This is a genomic window from Tenacibaculum aquaeponti, from assembly GCF_052084715.1.
Lineage (GTDB): Bacteria > Bacteroidota > Bacteroidia > Flavobacteriales > Flavobacteriaceae > Polaribacter.
Map to the genome: position 1 here is coordinate 939,073 of NZ_CP197288.1, position 15,071 is coordinate 954,143.

15 protein-coding genes are annotated in these 15,071 nt (G+C 28.5%); 7 read left to right on the plus strand and 8 right to left on the minus strand.

The window, feature by feature from the left end; all coding sequences use genetic code 11:
- Nucleotides 1-223: 223 nt before the first annotated feature.
- The gene (locus ACSIGC_RS04255; protein WP_442266915.1) at nt 224-2,593 is read left to right on the plus strand and encodes a TonB-dependent receptor; all 2,370 of its coding nucleotides are present in this window, start codon (nt 224-226) and stop codon (nt 2,591-2,593) included.
- A 4-nt stretch (nt 2,594-2,597) separates the two neighbouring features.
- Entirely contained in the window at nt 2,598-3,416 is an 819-nt protein-coding gene (locus tag ACSIGC_RS04260) for a DUF4249 domain-containing protein (protein WP_442266916.1), read from the plus strand.
- A gap of 100 nt (nt 3,417-3,516) precedes the next feature.
- Here ACSIGC_RS04260 and ACSIGC_RS04265 read toward each other — a convergent pair whose 3' ends face one another.
- The 7 genes from ACSIGC_RS04265 to ACSIGC_RS04295 all read right to left on the minus strand — a co-directional run bounded on the left by ACSIGC_RS04265 (nt 3,517) and on the right by ACSIGC_RS04295 (nt 9,455).
- Nucleotides 3,517-4,029, minus strand: a complete 513-nt coding sequence (locus ACSIGC_RS04265) for a hypothetical protein (RefSeq protein ID WP_442266917.1) — start codon at nt 4,027-4,029, stop codon at nt 3,517-3,519.
- A 221-nt stretch (nt 4,030-4,250) separates the two neighbouring features.
- Nucleotides 4,251-5,108 (minus strand): prolipoprotein diacylglyceryl transferase, encoded by an 858-nt coding sequence (lgt, locus tag ACSIGC_RS04270; RefSeq protein WP_299680312.1) that lies wholly within the window; start codon nt 5,106-5,108, stop codon nt 4,251-4,253.
- A gap of 15 nt (nt 5,109-5,123) precedes the next feature.
- A complete protein-coding gene (gene yidD / locus ACSIGC_RS04275) occupies nt 5,124-5,369 on the minus strand; it encodes a membrane protein insertion efficiency factor YidD (RefSeq protein WP_442266918.1) in 246 nt (81 codons plus the stop codon).
- Nucleotides 5,370-5,375: 6 nt separating this feature from the next.
- On the minus strand, nt 5,376-6,857 hold the full coding sequence (gene cysS, locus ACSIGC_RS04280) for a cysteine--tRNA ligase (RefSeq protein ID WP_442266919.1): 1,482 nt from the start codon (nt 6,855-6,857) through the stop codon (nt 5,376-5,378).
- A gap of 511 nt (nt 6,858-7,368) precedes the next feature.
- The gene (locus ACSIGC_RS04285; RefSeq protein ID WP_442266920.1) at nt 7,369-8,382 is read right to left on the minus strand and encodes a hypothetical protein; all 1,014 of its coding nucleotides are present in this window, start codon (nt 8,380-8,382) and stop codon (nt 7,369-7,371) included.
- Complete coding sequence (locus ACSIGC_RS04290) at nt 8,363-8,911, minus strand: hypothetical protein (protein ID WP_442266921.1); 549 nt, start codon at nt 8,909-8,911, stop codon at nt 8,363-8,365. Before ACSIGC_RS04290 ends, ACSIGC_RS04285 begins: the two co-directional genes overlap by 20 nt.
- Entirely contained in the window at nt 8,895-9,455 is a 561-nt protein-coding gene (locus tag ACSIGC_RS04295; protein ID WP_442266922.1) for an RNA polymerase sigma factor, read from the minus strand. Before ACSIGC_RS04295 ends, ACSIGC_RS04290 begins: the two co-directional genes overlap by 17 nt.
- Nucleotides 9,456-9,558: 103 nt before the next feature.
- On the opposite strand from ACSIGC_RS04295, the gene meaB reads away from it, so the two are divergent.
- Together meaB and ACSIGC_RS04305 are read left to right on the plus strand one after the other, a co-directional pair.
- Nucleotides 9,559-10,641, plus strand: coding sequence for a methylmalonyl Co-A mutase-associated GTPase MeaB (gene meaB / locus ACSIGC_RS04300; RefSeq protein ID WP_442266923.1), 1,083 nt, complete (start codon nt 9,559-9,561; stop codon nt 10,639-10,641).
- A gap of 155 nt (nt 10,642-10,796) precedes the next feature.
- Nucleotides 10,797-11,510, plus strand: a complete 714-nt coding sequence (locus ACSIGC_RS04305) for an energy transducer TonB (RefSeq protein ID WP_442266924.1) — start codon at nt 10,797-10,799, stop codon at nt 11,508-11,510.
- A gap of 81 nt (nt 11,511-11,591) precedes the next feature.
- Here ACSIGC_RS04305 and ACSIGC_RS04310 read toward each other — a convergent pair whose 3' ends face one another.
- Nucleotides 11,592-12,392 (minus strand): MBL fold metallo-hydrolase, encoded by an 801-nt coding sequence (locus tag ACSIGC_RS04310; RefSeq protein ID WP_442266925.1) that lies wholly within the window; start codon nt 12,390-12,392, stop codon nt 11,592-11,594.
- Nucleotides 12,393-12,473: 81 nt separating this feature from the next.
- On the opposite strand from ACSIGC_RS04310, the gene ACSIGC_RS04315 reads away from it, so the two are divergent.
- The 3 genes from ACSIGC_RS04315 to ACSIGC_RS04325 are packed head-to-tail and all read left to right on the plus strand — an operon-like array spanning nt 12,474 to nt 15,064.
- A complete protein-coding gene (locus tag ACSIGC_RS04315; protein ID WP_442266926.1) occupies nt 12,474-13,913 on the plus strand; it encodes a TonB-dependent receptor in 1,440 nt (479 codons plus the stop codon).
- A gap of 58 nt (nt 13,914-13,971) precedes the next feature.
- A complete protein-coding gene (locus ACSIGC_RS04320) occupies nt 13,972-14,517 on the plus strand; it encodes an RNA polymerase sigma factor (RefSeq protein ID WP_442266927.1) in 546 nt (181 codons plus the stop codon).
- Nucleotides 14,518-14,551: 34 nt separating this feature from the next.
- On the plus strand, nt 14,552-15,064 hold the full coding sequence (locus tag ACSIGC_RS04325) for a hypothetical protein (protein WP_442266928.1): 513 nt from the start codon (nt 14,552-14,554) through the stop codon (nt 15,062-15,064).
- Nucleotides 15,065-15,071 lie beyond the last annotated feature (7 nt).

Consider the following 15,071-nt stretch of genomic DNA (forward strand, 5'->3'; position numbering starts at 1 on the left):
AGATTATACCTTGTAAAAAACACTAATTAAAATTTTCACATTTATTTAATATAAAATTTAAGCTTTAACTTTTGATACTAAAAACTAAACATCTAATTTTGTTTAACATTTATCATAATATAATTAAACAATAATTATGATTCTTTATTGAAATATTATTGATAAAACAGAAATATAATAGCTATTTTTTCAAAAAAAAGCATAATAAAAGCGGTAATTAACTATGAGAATTTATACAATTATTTTATTGTTTTTTATTCCTCTTTTGAGTTTTTCTCAAAACAAATTTACAATTAGTGGAACATTAAAAGACAAAGCTAACGGTGAAACTTTATTTGGTGCAACCGTATTTTTAAAAGGAACGAGTTTAGGAACAACAACCAACGAATACGGTTTTTATTCTCTTACCGCGCCAAGAGGAAATTACACATTAAGTGTTTCTTACATTGGTTATCAACCCATTGAAAAAGGAATAGTACTTAACAAAAACATAAAATTTAATACAGATTTAAGCGAAGACATTAATGTTTTAGATGAAGTTATTATTAGTACTGAAGAAAGTAAAAAGGTAAATCTTCGTAGCCCTCAAATGAGTACTACAAAAATTAGTTCGCAAACCATTAAACAAATTCCTGTTGTATTAGGAGAAGTTGATGTGATTAAATCTATTCAACTTTTACCTGGTGTTACTAACGCTGGTGAAGGAGCTTCTGGATTTAACGTTCGTGGTGGTGCTGAAGATCAGAATTTAATTCTATTAGACGAAGCCATTATATACAATGCCTCTCACTTATTCGGATTCTTTTCTGTTTTTAATAACGATGCTATTAAAGATGTAAAATTATATAAAGGTGGGATTCCAGCTAAATTTGGTGGCCGTGTTTCTTCGGTTTTAGATGTTCGTCAAAAAGATGGAAATAATAAAGAATTTAAACTTACAGGTGGAATCGGATTAATATCAAGTCGACTAACTGCTGAAGCTCCGTTATTTGGAGATAAAGGTTCTTTCTTAGTTGCTGGTCGAGCTTCATATGCTAATATTTTTCTTGCGTTAGCTAATAATGAGAATAGAGTTGGTTTTTATGATTTAAACTTAAAAACTAATTATCAACTTAATGATAAAAACCGTTTATTCTTCTCTGCTTATTTCGGAAACGATGATGTAAACTTTACAAATTCATTCTTTAATTCTTACGGGAATTTATCGACAAATTTAAGATGGAATCATATTTTTAACGATAAATTATTCTCTAATCTTTCAGCTATATATAGTAGATACAACTACGATTTACAACTTGAATTTGTAGGTTTAGACTGGTTGTCTAGAATTGATAATTACAACTTAAAATATGATATCGATTATTACTTAAATGATAAGTTAAAGTTTGATTTTGGTGTTAGTGGAATTTACTATAAGTTTAATCCTGGTGAAATTCGTAAGCTTACTCCTCAATCTTCTATTAATGAAGATTTCTTAGATAAGAAATTTGCAATAGAAGCTGGTATTTACGGAAGTTTAGAACACAAAATTTCTAAGAACTTAACGGCAATGTACGGATTACGTTATAGTTATTTCAATAGATTTGGAAGTCAAGTTTTAAATACTTATGCTAATGATTTACCTGTAATTTATAATCCTACCTTAGGAATATATGAACGTGCAGAACCTACTGGACAAGTTAATTATGAAGATAAAGAAAGTATTGCAAGTTTTGGTAATATTGAACCTCGTTTCGCTTTATCGTATCAATTAAATGAGAAATCATCTATTAAGACTAGTTATAACAGAATGGCTCAGTACTTACATTTAATCTCTAATACAACTTCTGCTACTCCTTTAGATATTTGGGCTCCGAGTGGGGAATTTTTAAAACCACAAATTGCAGATCAATATGCTATTGGTTATTTCAGAAACTTTAAAGACAATATGTATTCTATTGAAACCGAAACGTATTACAAAACTGTAAAAAATCGTGTAGATTATATTAATGGGGCTGAACTAATTGCTCAAAATACAATTGAAAGAGAGACCTTAAACGGTAATGCTAGGGCTTATGGACTAGAGTTTTTGTTAAGAAAAAATAAAGGAGATTTTACTGGTTGGATAGCTTATACTCTTTCTAAATCTGAACAAAGAACTTTAGGAGGTCTAGCTGGTGGTCCTGGCTTAAATAATGGTGATTGGTACAATACTCCTTTCGATAGAACACATGATTTATCGGTTACTGGAAATTACAAGTACAATAATGAATGGACTTTCAATGCAAATTTTGTTTTCCAAACTGGTCGTCCTATAACATATCCCAATGGACAATTTCAATATAATGGTTTATCAATTCCTACATATTCTACCAGAAATGCTGATCGATTACCTTCTTATAATCGCTTAGATGTTTCTGCAACGTTAAAACCAAAAAATAATAAAAATAGAAAGTGGCAATCGGAATGGGTATTTGGTATTTACAACTTGTACTCTAGAAGAAATGCAGCATCTATTAGTTTTGGTGTAAATAATCAAACTGGAGCTAATGAAGCAGAACGTACTTCAATTTTCGGAATTACACCTTCAGTAACTTATAATTTTAAATTCTAAAAACATGAAAAAATCAATTTATATCCTGTTTATAACAATCAGCACTATTTTTTCATCTTGTACTGATGTAGTTGATGTTGATGTTCCTAACGGTGGTGATCGTTTAGTCGTTGAAGCTTCTATTAATTGGGAAAAAGGAACTCTAGGAAACGAACAAACTATTAAACTAAGTACTTCTACTACATTTTTTGATAGCGCTCCTAACGTTCCTGTAACTGGTGCAACAGTAACAATTACAAAAGAAAATGATGGGGCACAATTTATTTTTACCGATCAAAATAATGGAGAATATATAACTACTAATTTTGTTCCTGAAATTGGAGCTGCTTATAATTTAAATATTGTTTACAACGGAGAAACATATACTGCTTCGGAAACATTAGTTGGTTTTACAGAAATTAATAGTGTTACTCAAGAAGATGGTTTTAATGAAGATGAGTTTAGAGTTCGTGTACTTTTTAATGATCCTTCAGAAGAAGTTAACTATTATTTAGGAGAATTTATTCAAGAAAATTTAGCTGTTCCGTCTTTAGCTGCTGTTAGAGACGAATTTTTGAATGGAAATGAAGCTTTTGTCTTACACTTTGATGAAAAAAACATACCTGGAACAGAGATAGATATTAAAGTATTTGGCATATCTGAAGATTTCTATTTTTACATTGATCAGTTAATTCAACAATCAGGAACTCAAGGTGGAGGACCATTTCAATCTACTCCTTCACAACTAAAAGGAAATTGTGTAAACGTTAATAATCCTAACGAAGAAGTTCTAGGTTATTTCCGTTTAAGTCAATTTGCAAAAACAAATTATACAATTCAATAACAAAGAAATTATAACTAGAAACTAAAATAAATCCATTGTTTAGCGATGGCTGTTTTTATAAAAAATTAAAAATCCCATATATGATGTGGGATTTTTCTATTTAAAATTTATAAACTTCTACTATTTCATTTTCTTTTGGTAAATATTCTTGATCTTCACTTAACCTTAATCTGTATTCGTTCAAAAGATTTAAATATTCATTTTTATCAAACCTCATGTTCTTTATTCCAATAAACCATTCTACGCTTTTTCCTATTTCTTCTGATTTTACAGCATCAGAATCTTCAAGACCAAATTTATTCCAATACACATATTTGTTATCAGTTTCAACTTCTACCATAATTAATGTACACCATAAATCTAAATCATCGGAACACATTAATATTGGTAATCTTGATTTTTCTCCAATTTTTGGAATTGCTCTTTCCCATACTAACTTTCTTTCATCTTCATTAGTGAGCCAATTCAGAAATGTAGGAACAATACCTTTTTTTATATCTGGACGATTTTCTAAGATAATATCTTCTAAAGATTTACCATCTATTTCTATCATATAAAAGTTTTCACCACTAAAAGTATTTACATATGTTTTAGTAGATATCTTATTAATCATTACTTCTTTTAGTTAATTATAATTTTCTATGTATTGTTGTTTAAAGCTTTTGGCTTTAAGGTTAATTAACCTTTGATATTACACTATTAGTTTACTCAAAAGATAAATTTGCAAGTAACTAATTACACACTTTATTAACATTAGTTTTATCTTATAATAGTTAACAAAAATGCAGAACTTAAAAAGTAGTTCTGCATTTCATTAATTTATATTTTTCATTTTTAATTTGTTTCTTTTGGCTTTCTAAAAATAAACCAAAGACCTATTAAAATTAAAGGGATACTAAGTACTTGCCCGGTATTAAACATTAAAATCCAATCTTCTCTTGCATCTACTTGAGGCTTCTTTAAAAATTCTATTGTAAATCGTAAAGACCACAAAGCAACCATAAAAACTCCAAATAAGTAACCTTCTTTAAGCTTTTTATCTGTTTTCCAGTATAATCTCCAAAGGATAAAGAATAAAGCTAAATAACTAAATGCTTCATACAATTGTGTAGGATGTGCTGGATATCTCTCTCCTGCTCTTTTAAAAATTACTCCAAAACTTGTTCCTGTTAATTTTCCATAAATTTCTGAATTGAAAAAATTTCCCATTCTAATGAAAAATCCAGCTAAGGCAACCATAATACCCATTCTATCTAGAATAAATAACCATGACTTGTTTAAATGCTTTTTCGCATAAAAATATAAAGCAATTGGTATTGCTACTGCTGCTCCATGACTAGCAAATCCAGAAATCCCAGTAAATTTCCATCCTTTAATTAAACCAAAAAAAGCTTCTGCTCCTTCTCTCTTTTCAAATGGTAAAATGATTTTCCAAAGATTATCTTGGTAATCTGGCCAATTGTAAAAGAAAACTTCTCCTAAACGCATACCTATTAACATAGATATGAAAGTATACATAAATAACGGATCCATTTTATCGTGAGAAATACCATCTTGAGTAAAGATCTTTTTCATTAAATGTGTTCCTAGTATAAATGCTATAACAAACATTAAGCTGTACCAACGAACACTAAAACCTCCAATGTTAAATATTTCTGGATCCCAATCCCAAGTAATTGCTAAAAAATTCATGTATTGTAAATAAGTTTAGTTTTTGTTTTTTATTTTCTTTTCTGGTACTGGATCATAACCACTTCCTCCCCATGGATGACAGCTAAAAATTCTTTTTATTCCTAACCAACCACCATAAAATAATCCGTGTTTTTTTAATGCTTCTAGTGTATAAGCTGAACATGTAGGATTATATCTACAAGTAGCGGGTGTAAAAGGTGAAATAGCCGTTTGATAGAAACGGATTAACAATACGAATGGATATATTAGTATTTTTTTCAAAAAAGTTTAGTTTACAGTAAACGTTGTTCCTTCTCTACCATCTTTTAACTGAATTCCTATCTCAGCTAATTCATCTCTAATTTTGTCTGATAAAGCCCAGTCTTTATTTTCTCTAGCTTCTTTTCTTAATTTAATTAACAACTCTACAGCTCCATCCAATTTATTTGAGCCTTGATCTTTAGCATCATTTACTAATCCTAAAATATCAAAAACAAATACATTCATCGTTTCCTTTAATACAGCTAAATCACTCTCAGTAATTGTAGCTTTATTATCTTTTATTTGATTTATAAATTTAACAGCTTCAAAAAGTGTTGCTATAGCTATAGGTGTATTAAAATCATCATTCATAGCATCATAACATTCTTGCCTCCATTTTGAAACATCAAAAGAAGAACTTCCGCTAGTTTTTAAAGTATTTAATAATGAAACTGCTTCCATTAAACGATTATAACCTTTTTCTGAAGCTAATAATCCATCATTAGAAAAATCTAATACACTTCTATAATTTGCTTGCATAATAAAAAAGCGAACAACACCTGTTCCAAATGGTTTGCTTAGCACAGTATTTTCTCCTGATAAAATTTCTCCAGGTAAAATACTATTCCCTGTTGATTTAGACATTTTTTGTCCATTAAGCAATAACATATTTGCATGCATCCAATAGTTTACAGGTTGTACTCCTGAGCAAGCATGAGATTGTGCTATTTCACATTCATGATGAGGAAACTTTAAATCCATTCCTCCACCATGAATATCAATTTGTTCTCCTAAATATTTAGAACTCATAACCGAACATTCCAAATGCCAACCTGGGAAACCTATTCCCCAAGGTGAAGGCCAACGCATAATATGAGATTCATTTGCTTTTTTCCATAAGGCAAAATCTTGAGGATTTTTTTTCTCAGATTGTCCATCTAAAGCTCTTGTATTATGAATCGCATCTTCTATATTTCTACCAGACAAAACCCCATAATTATTTCCTTCTTCATTGTATTTAACAACATCGAAATATACAGAACCATTAACTTCATAAGCTAAACCTTTTTTCATGATCTCTTTAATCATCTCTATTTGTTCAACAATATGACCTGTTGCAGTTGGCTCTATACTAGGTGGTAAAAAATTATATTTTGAAGTAATCTCATGAAAATCTACAGTATACAACTGTACAACTTCCATAGGCTCAATTTCTTCTAAACGAGCTTTTCTTGCTATTTTATCTTCTCCTTCATCTGCATCACTTTCTAAGTGACCTGCATCTGTAATATTTCTTACATAACGAACTTTATATCCTAAATGTAAAAGATACCTAAACACCATATCAAAAGACATGAATGTTCTTAAATTACCTAAATGAACATTACTATAAACAGTTGGACCACAAACATACATTCCTACTCTTCCTTCTGTTACAGGTTTAAACACTTCTTTAGACTTCGTAAGTGAATTATATATTTTAAGTTGATTTTCTTTATATAGCTCCATTAAATTACACTATTTTGAAGTGTAAATATAGGTACTTTTTATGAAGTTAAATCATAAACTTATTTAAAAACAGTTAAGCTTTATTTAGCATGGCTATTATAACGTTAGAAACATTAAATTGGTTTTTACAATGTTTAGTTTCAATCAAAGTTTTCACACAAAGTTTTCACACAAAGTTTCATTTGCAAAGTGCAACTACAATATATATCTCCTTTTCCTTCAAACATATTTATTTCATAAACCATACTCTTCTATTTCTGAGATAGTTTTAAACATTTATAAAACACTACATCCTCAATAATTAGATCAACTAATACGTTATCTTCTATTTTCTTTCATTTTTTCATCATACAATAAATTTTAATCAATTACATTAATCAAAAGGATTCAGTTAATTTTATTGGAGTACCAAAAAAACATAGTATCATTAAAGTTAATTGATCTCTTAACCACTAACTTTAATGATACTTAATAACATAAATAGCTTTAACAAACTCTTTATTTGTGATAATTAATCTTTTCCAAAGCTTAATTCTCCATACTTTACATTCATATTAAATTTTGCATTTTTTGGCGCTCTTATTATTATCAATCGTTTTACTTTCAATTTACTTCTATCCTTCAAAACCATTTGAATTTTTTGGCGCTCTTTTTTTTGTTTCTCCAATTTTTTAAGTTGTTCTATTAACTTTTTTTGTTTTGCTTTAAGTTCCTTTTCATTTAATTCTACAAGCTCTTTTATCCTCTTTTCCATTTCTTTCTGATAAGCTTTCATTTTCTTCTCTCTTTCTTTTTTACTTTCTTCTCTTTCTTTTAAAAAGATTTTTAAATCTTGTTTACCATTTATCGAACCCGACATCGTTACATTTGAATCCTCTGTCATAATGGAAATGGACTTATCTCCTATTTTCACCTTTGCATTTTCCCCTAATGCTTCTTTATTTTCTTCTTTCCAACGTTTTAAATAATTCTTATCTTTCTTATACTTTTCAAAATCAAATTCTGTATAAATTGTATAAGGCGTTAAAGGAGGTAAAGGTGGCATTGGTGGTGAAACAAAATTAGAAATCATTGGTGGTTCTGGTGGTGTTGGAGGCATTAAAAAATCTATTGAATCTAACACATCTAAACTTCCAATGGAGTAATCAGATAAATCATTAACAATAAAACTATAATCTGGGTTATCGAAATTAATTTCATTTAAATTAAAGCTTGGGTTTGTTCTAGATTTTATAGTAATCTTTTCACTATTACCATTAGCTTTAAAATCCCATTTATTATAAAAATGATCTCTCATTTCTTTGGTTACTTCTACTCCTTCTACCATCATAAAAGCTTCTACAACTACTTTATTTTTATTCCATGTTTCTACTTGAATATCTGAATGTCTTGTATTGATATCAATAACCACGTCTGATTTTGTTTTAAACTCTTTCTTAAAGTTTTTCTGCTTATTTTGACTAAACACATGAACCGTACTTAGTATTAATATTGCTATTATTATTTTATATGGTAATATTTTCATTTTTATTTTCTTTAGTTTGAAGATCATTTAATTGATCCTTCAAATGAATTAAAAGTTGTAAACGTAATTGAAGATTTGTAATTAAAGAATTAATGATTTCATTAGTTATACCCTTAGTTTTTAACTTTTGATTTAACCTTTTATAATCTGTATCTAGTTTACTAATCTTATCAAAGTACTCATCCAATAAGGCCTTATTATCTGGAGTTGCATTTAAACTAACTATTTCGTAATTTATAGCTGTTAAATAATAATTTTCAATTTTCTTCATTTCAGGAGATATTTCTCCTAAACTAACTTGTTCTATTGTATTTTCTTCTGTAACATATTTTTCTTGATTTATGTAAAATTTAACACCTATTCCCAACAATATTACAATAGAAGCAACTGCGTATAACCATTGGTAAGATTTCTTTTTTTCTGGAAATACTTCTTCTAGTTTATTTAAAAATCTTACTTCATGATTTTGAGATAACTCAATATTTTCTTCCTTTAAATCTTTTACTAAGTTTCTAATATCCTTCGGCATAATTTGCAAATTTTAAATGTTCTCTAATCAATTTTTTTCCTCTCATTAAATGCGTCCTAGAGGTTACTTCGGAAATTTCTAATATTTCAGCTATCTCTTTATGATCATAACCTTCTAATAAGTATAAGGTTAATACTAATCTATATTTATCTTTTTGCTTCTTTATGGCTTCAATTATCATTTGTGATGTTACTGAATTATCTACCTCCCAATCATTCTCATCTTCTAATTCTTTATGTAAATCAGAATTAATAGAAATCATAACTAACTTTTTCTTTTTAAGTTCATCTATACTTTGATTGATTACTATTTTTTTTAACCATGCTCCAAAGCTTACATTTCCTTTATAATTTTCTATATATTTAAATGCCTTAATAAATGCTTCTTGCATAATATCTTCTGCTAAAAATTGATCATTAACATACCTGTAAGCAATTAAAAACATTGCTTTACTATAACTATTGTAAAGTTTCAATTGTGCTTTCTTATCTTTTTTCTGACATGCACGAATTAATTTTTGATGAAATTGTTTAGTTGATTTCATTTATTGATTTCTTGTCTTAAAGACGACACATTTTTTCGTGCGTTGCATTTTGGATAATTTTTTATTTCTAAATTTACAAATAGAATGATGTACACCTTGATTTATGGCAACTGATTCAAAATCAAATTTATCGGAAAAAGATGGAGTTTCACAACCTGAAACTACAAGCAAGACTTCCGCTCAAAGAATAAAATTAAATAGAAAAAAGAAAATAAGCACGGAAGAATTTGTAGCTAAAATCCTTCAAGGTGATATTACATTTTTAAGTAGAGCTATTACTTTAATAGAAAGTACTAATAAAAGACACCAAGAAAAAGCAAATGAAATTTTAAACGCCTGCTTACCACATGCTAATAAATCAATTAGAATAGGAATCACTGGAGTTCCAGGTGTTGGAAAAAGTACATTTATTGAAAGCTTTGGAAAACATTTAACTTCTATAGGTAAAAAGGTCGCTGTTTTAGCTGTTGATCCAAGTAGTTCTATTAACAAAGGGAGTATTTTAGGTGACAAAACTAGAATGGAACAACTTGTAGTTGATAAAAATGCATTTATAAGACCCTCACCTTCTGGAACTTCACTTGGTGGAGTTGCCCAAAAAACTAGAGAAAGTATAATTTTATGTGAAGCTGCTGGTTTCGATACCATTATTATTGAAACAGTTGGTGTTGGGCAAAGCGAAACTGCTGTGCATTCTATGGTTGATTTTTTCTTATTGCTGAAATTATCTGGTGCAGGGGATGAATTACAAGGAATTAAACGCGGGATTATAGAAATGGCAGATGCTATTGTTATTAATAAAGCAGATGGCGATAATATTAAAAATGCTAAAATTGCAAAAGTTGAATTTAATAGAGCGTTACATTTATATCCTCCTAAAGATAATGGTTGGCAACCTAAAGTTTTAATAGCAAGCGCCTTAAAAAATTCTGGAATAGATACAATTTATCAGATGATACTTTCTTACATCGATTCAGCCAATAAAACTGGGTATTTTGAAAAAAGAAGAAATAAACAAAATAAACATTGGTTATTTTCTACAATAGAGCAAGAATTGAAAAAACGTTTTTATGAAAACCCTGAAGTTAATAAACAATTAACAAAAGAAATTAACCAATTAAACCTTGGTAATACTACTCCTTTTTTTAGTGCAAACAAACTATTAAAAATCACCAATAAAAGCTAAAAACCAACCACTTAACGATGTTTAACATTTTTTAACTAATATTTTTATTTATTTTGATGTAAGTTTTGAAACATTTTTAAGTCTATTTCGTTAGTAAAGTGACTTTTGGGATAAAATGGGTCATAAATGTGTGTTAATTACTTAATCCCCAACTTATGAAAAAAATAATATACTTGTTTTTCTTTATGATGACTGCTCTACTTTGGTCTCAAAAAGAAACATGTGATACAGAAGAAAAATTAGTAGAAGATTTAAACAGTATCACTAAATGTACCGTAAAACAATCTACAGACAAAAAAGATAAAAATAGTAGACAAATTAGTGTTAGAGTTTCAGCTTCAAAAAAACGTTTCTTAAAAAGAAGGAAAAAAAATGTAGCATCAGAAGCTAATCAATTAAATAGTTCTGGTATTTCTACAATTCATAATTCCTCTAATCTTAATAAATCTTTAAAAATTAAAACTAATGTAACGGCATTAAAAAATAGTTTATCAAGAGAAGAATTAAGAAAAGCTGAAAAATTTGCTACTGTAGATGTTATACCAACTTTCCCTAATTGTAAAAACGATGGAGATCGATTAGATTGTTTTAATACAGAAATGATTAAACATATTCAAGAATATTTTGTTTATCCTGATGAAGCATTACTAAACAAGCAAGAAGGAGAAGTATGGGTTCGTTTTATTATCGACAAAAATGGTAATGTTACCAACATAAAAACATTAGGACCAAAAGGAGGAAAAATTTTAAATGATGAAGCTGTACGAGTAGTTTCTAATTTACCAAAATTTATACCCGCTACTAAAAATGGCGAAAACGTTTCAGTAAAGTATGGTTTTCCTATTAACTTCTCTTTAGAAGATAATTAATAGAAAAAATATAAAATCAAAAAGTCATCAATTAAATTGATGACTTTTTGGTTTTATATAATATATATTAAAGAAATAATATTAAAAATCATTAGTGATTTCTAAACCATCATAAGCTAAAAAAACATTTTCTGGCAATCCCTTCTCTATGTCTGCATGAAAACCTAATAATTCACTAACATGACTAAAATATGCCTTTTTAGGTTTTAACTCTTCAACTAATTCTAATGCTTCATTAAGCGTTGCATGAGTTTTATGAGGATCTAAACGTAAAGCTGTTGTTATTAAAATATCTAAACCTTTTAACTTATCTTTTTCTTCTTCAGGAATCGACTTAACATCAGTTAAATAAGCTATTTTACCAAAACGATATCCTAAAATTGGTAAATCGCCATGCATTACTTTTATTGGCTTTACCTCTACTCCATAAAACTCTAAAACATCATTCTCAGAGATTATAGTTGGTTTAACCTCAGGTGCTGATGGGTATCTATTTTCTGTTGTAAAAATATACTCATAACGTCTTTTTAACGATTTTAAAACTCTACTATCGCTATAAATTGGCACAGGTCCCATTTGATAATAATAAGGTCTTATTTCGTCAAATCCAGCAATATGATCTGCATGTTCATGTGTAAAAAAAATTCCATTAATCGATTCTATATTAGCCTTAATCATTTGTTGACGAAAATCTGGTCCACAATCGATAATATAACATATCTCTTCTTTATTATATTCCCAAGTAAACACAATCGATGCCCTCAATCTTTTATCTCTCTCATCTTTAGAAAATCGCACAGGACTCTTACTAGCTATCATAGGTACACCTGTTGATGTTCCTGTTCCTAAAAATGTTACTTTTAATTGTTTTTTATTATTCATTGATTCCACAAAAATAAGATAAAAATTGACTGATACTTTCTATTTTCAGTACATTTGTCCACGTAAACAAAAACGACTAAAATGGCTATTATCTTAAAAGGGGATCAAAAAATAAGTAGTGTCCCAACATCTAAAATGAAAGCGCTTAGAATTAACTTAAATGCTAATATCTATGGAACATTCGCTGAAATAGGTGCTGGGCAAGAAACTGCTAGAAACTTTTTTAGAGCTGGTGGTGCTTCAGGAACAATCGCAAAAGCAATGAGTGCCTATGATAAAGATTTCTCTGATGCAATTTATGGAATTGAAGATGATAGACGTTATGTAACTGAATCTCGTTTAAAAAAGATGCTTAAGCATGAAATTAATTTAATTGAAGACCGTTTAGATCGTAAAAAACATCCTGAAAAATTATTCTTTAGTTACGCTAATACAGTAACAACTATTGATTTCGCAAAAAAATTTAAAGGTCATGGTTGGATAGGTATTCGTTTTCAATTAGATCCCTTGGAAGATTATAATGAAATCGTTTTACATTTACGATTTAAAGAAACAGAAGCAAGATTACAACAAGAAACTCTTGGTACTTTAGGTGTTAATTTAATTTATGGAGCTTTCTATTTAAATGATAATCCAAAAGAACTTTTAAAATCTTTTTACGATAATATAGACAAAGACAAGTTAGAAATAGATATGATTAACTTTTCTGGCCCTCGCTTTATGTATGTTGACAATCGTTTAATGAGTTTACAATTGGTTAAAAACGGAATGACCAATGCGGTTATGTTTGGGCCAGATGGTAATAATTTATTACCCGCTCAGGTTTTATACAAAAAGAATATTCTTGCTCTACGTGGTAGTTTTAGACCAGTTACAAGTGTAAATATGGACATGTATGAAAAGTCTAAAAAGCAATTCTTAAATGAAAAGAAAGTAAACCCTGAAAAAACTCAAATTATTTTCGAAATTACACTAAGTAACTTAAGAGCTGAAGGAGAAATCAATGAGAGAGACTTTTTAGATAGAGCAGAATTATTATGTTCTTTAGGTCAAAACGTAATGATTACAAATTACCAAGAATACTATAGATTAGTCGAATATTTCAGTGAATTTACTAAAGAAAGAATGGCATTAGCTATGGGAGTAAATAACCTTATTCAAATCTTTGATGAAAAATATTACCGAGAAGTTAGTGGTGGTATTTTAGAAGCTTTTGGTAAATTGTTTTATCGAGATCTTAAGATTTATATGTATCCATATAAAGACAATGAAACTGGTAAATATGTAAATTCAGAAAACCTTAAGGTTCACCCAAGAATTAAAGAATTATACAAATTCTTCAAAATAAATGGTAGATTAATTGATATTGAAGATTTTAATCCTGAAATACTTTCTATTTTCTCTAGAGAAGTTTTAAAAATGATCCAAGAAGGTCAAGATGGATGGCAAGAAATGTTACCTACTGGAATCGCTGAAATGATCGAAGAAAAACGCTTGTTTGGATATTCTAGAAGAAAATAATCTTTTTTTTTATTAAACCTTTTACTAATTTTAAAGTCATAGTGAAAAACCAATTCATTTGACTGACGAAATTACATTAGTATCTCAATTACAAAATGCAGCTACAAAAGAGGCTGCTTTTCGTAATTTAATATCGCTATATAAAGAACGTTTGTATTGGCATATTCGAAAAATTGTAATATCTCACAACGATACAGATGATGTTTTACAAAATACTTTTATTAAAATTTTTAAAAGTATTGATAATTTTAAAGGTGAAAGTAAATTATATTCATGGATGTATCGGATAGCAACGAATGAATCTATCACTTTTATAAACAAGAGAGCTAAAGAAAATAATTTAGACATCTCTGATTACAAACAACAAATTGTTTCTAATCTTAAAAGTGATGATTGGTTTTCTGGTGATGAAATACAAATCATTTTACAAAAAGCTATAGCCACACTTCCTCAAAAACAACAATTGGTTTTTAATATGAAGTATTTTAATGATTTAAAATATCAAGAAATATCTGAGGTTTTAGATACTTCTGTAGGAGCTTTAAAAGCTTCTTATTTTCACGCAGTTAAAAAGATTGAAGAATTTATTAAAAACTATAATTAAACCTTTTTCAAATTCTAAAGTCTAACAAATAGAAATGAACGAGAACAAACAACATAAAAAAGATTTTTTAAACCAACAGATTGGTAAGAACACTGGATTTGAAATTCCAGACAATTACTTTAACGATTTGGAAAATGATCTTATGAGTAAATTAATTACAAAAAATTTACCAGAAAAGTGTGGTTTTGAAGCTCCTGAGTATTATTTTGATAATTTAGAGGATACAGTTTTAAATAAGATTAATGCACAAAAATCAAAAGTTATTTCTTTTAGAAAAAGGTTAATAAAGTTTTCTTCTTTTGCGGCAGCAGCTTCTGTTATCTTATTTATCACGTTTCAATTTATAAATATCTTACCCCCTGAGCAAACTAATATTACCATAGATGAGTGGTTTGACAATAGTGATATTACTACTGATGAACTTGCTTTACTATTTGAGGATCAAGATTTTTCTGAAAATGATTTATCTTACGCCACCGAAAACAATAATATAGAAGACTATTTAGACAATATTGATAATTCGTCTTTATTAGATGAAATACAATAAATGAAAT

What these genes read in the sequence shown, in the direction of transcription:
- ACSIGC_RS04255 (WP_442266915.1), top strand. Translation starts at nt 224, where the DNA reads ATGAGAATTTATACAATTATTTTATTGTTTTTTATTCCTCTTTTGAGT.
- ACSIGC_RS04260 (WP_442266916.1), top strand. Translation starts at nt 2,598, where the DNA reads ATGAAAAAATCAATTTATATCCTGTTTATAACAATCAGCACTATTTTT.
- ACSIGC_RS04265 (WP_442266917.1), bottom strand. Translation starts at nt 4,029, where the DNA reads ATGATTAATAAGATATCTACTAAAACATATGTAAATACTTTTAGTGGT.
- lgt (WP_299680312.1), bottom strand. Translation starts at nt 5,108, where the DNA reads ATGAATTTTTTAGCAATTACTTGGGATTGGGATCCAGAAATATTTAAC.
- cysS (WP_442266919.1), bottom strand. Translation starts at nt 6,857, where the DNA reads ATGGAGCTATATAAAGAAAATCAACTTAAAATATATAATTCACTTACG.
- ACSIGC_RS04285 (WP_442266920.1), bottom strand. Translation starts at nt 8,382, where the DNA reads ATGAAAATATTACCATATAAAATAATAATAGCAATATTAATACTAAGT.
- ACSIGC_RS04290 (WP_442266921.1), bottom strand. Translation starts at nt 8,911, where the DNA reads ATGCCGAAGGATATTAGAAACTTAGTAAAAGATTTAAAGGAAGAAAAT.
- ACSIGC_RS04295 (WP_442266922.1), bottom strand. Translation starts at nt 9,455, where the DNA reads ATGAAATCAACTAAACAATTTCATCAAAAATTAATTCGTGCATGTCAG.
- meaB (WP_442266923.1), top strand. Translation starts at nt 9,559, where the DNA reads ATGGCAACTGATTCAAAATCAAATTTATCGGAAAAAGATGGAGTTTCA.
- ACSIGC_RS04305 (WP_442266924.1), top strand. Translation starts at nt 10,797, where the DNA reads ATGAAAAAAATAATATACTTGTTTTTCTTTATGATGACTGCTCTACTT.
- ACSIGC_RS04310 (WP_442266925.1), bottom strand. Translation starts at nt 12,392, where the DNA reads ATGAATAATAAAAAACAATTAAAAGTAACATTTTTAGGAACAGGAACA.
- ACSIGC_RS04315 (WP_442266926.1), top strand. Translation starts at nt 12,474, where the DNA reads ATGGCTATTATCTTAAAAGGGGATCAAAAAATAAGTAGTGTCCCAACA.
- ACSIGC_RS04325 (WP_442266928.1), top strand. Translation starts at nt 14,552, where the DNA reads ATGAACGAGAACAAACAACATAAAAAAGATTTTTTAAACCAACAGATT.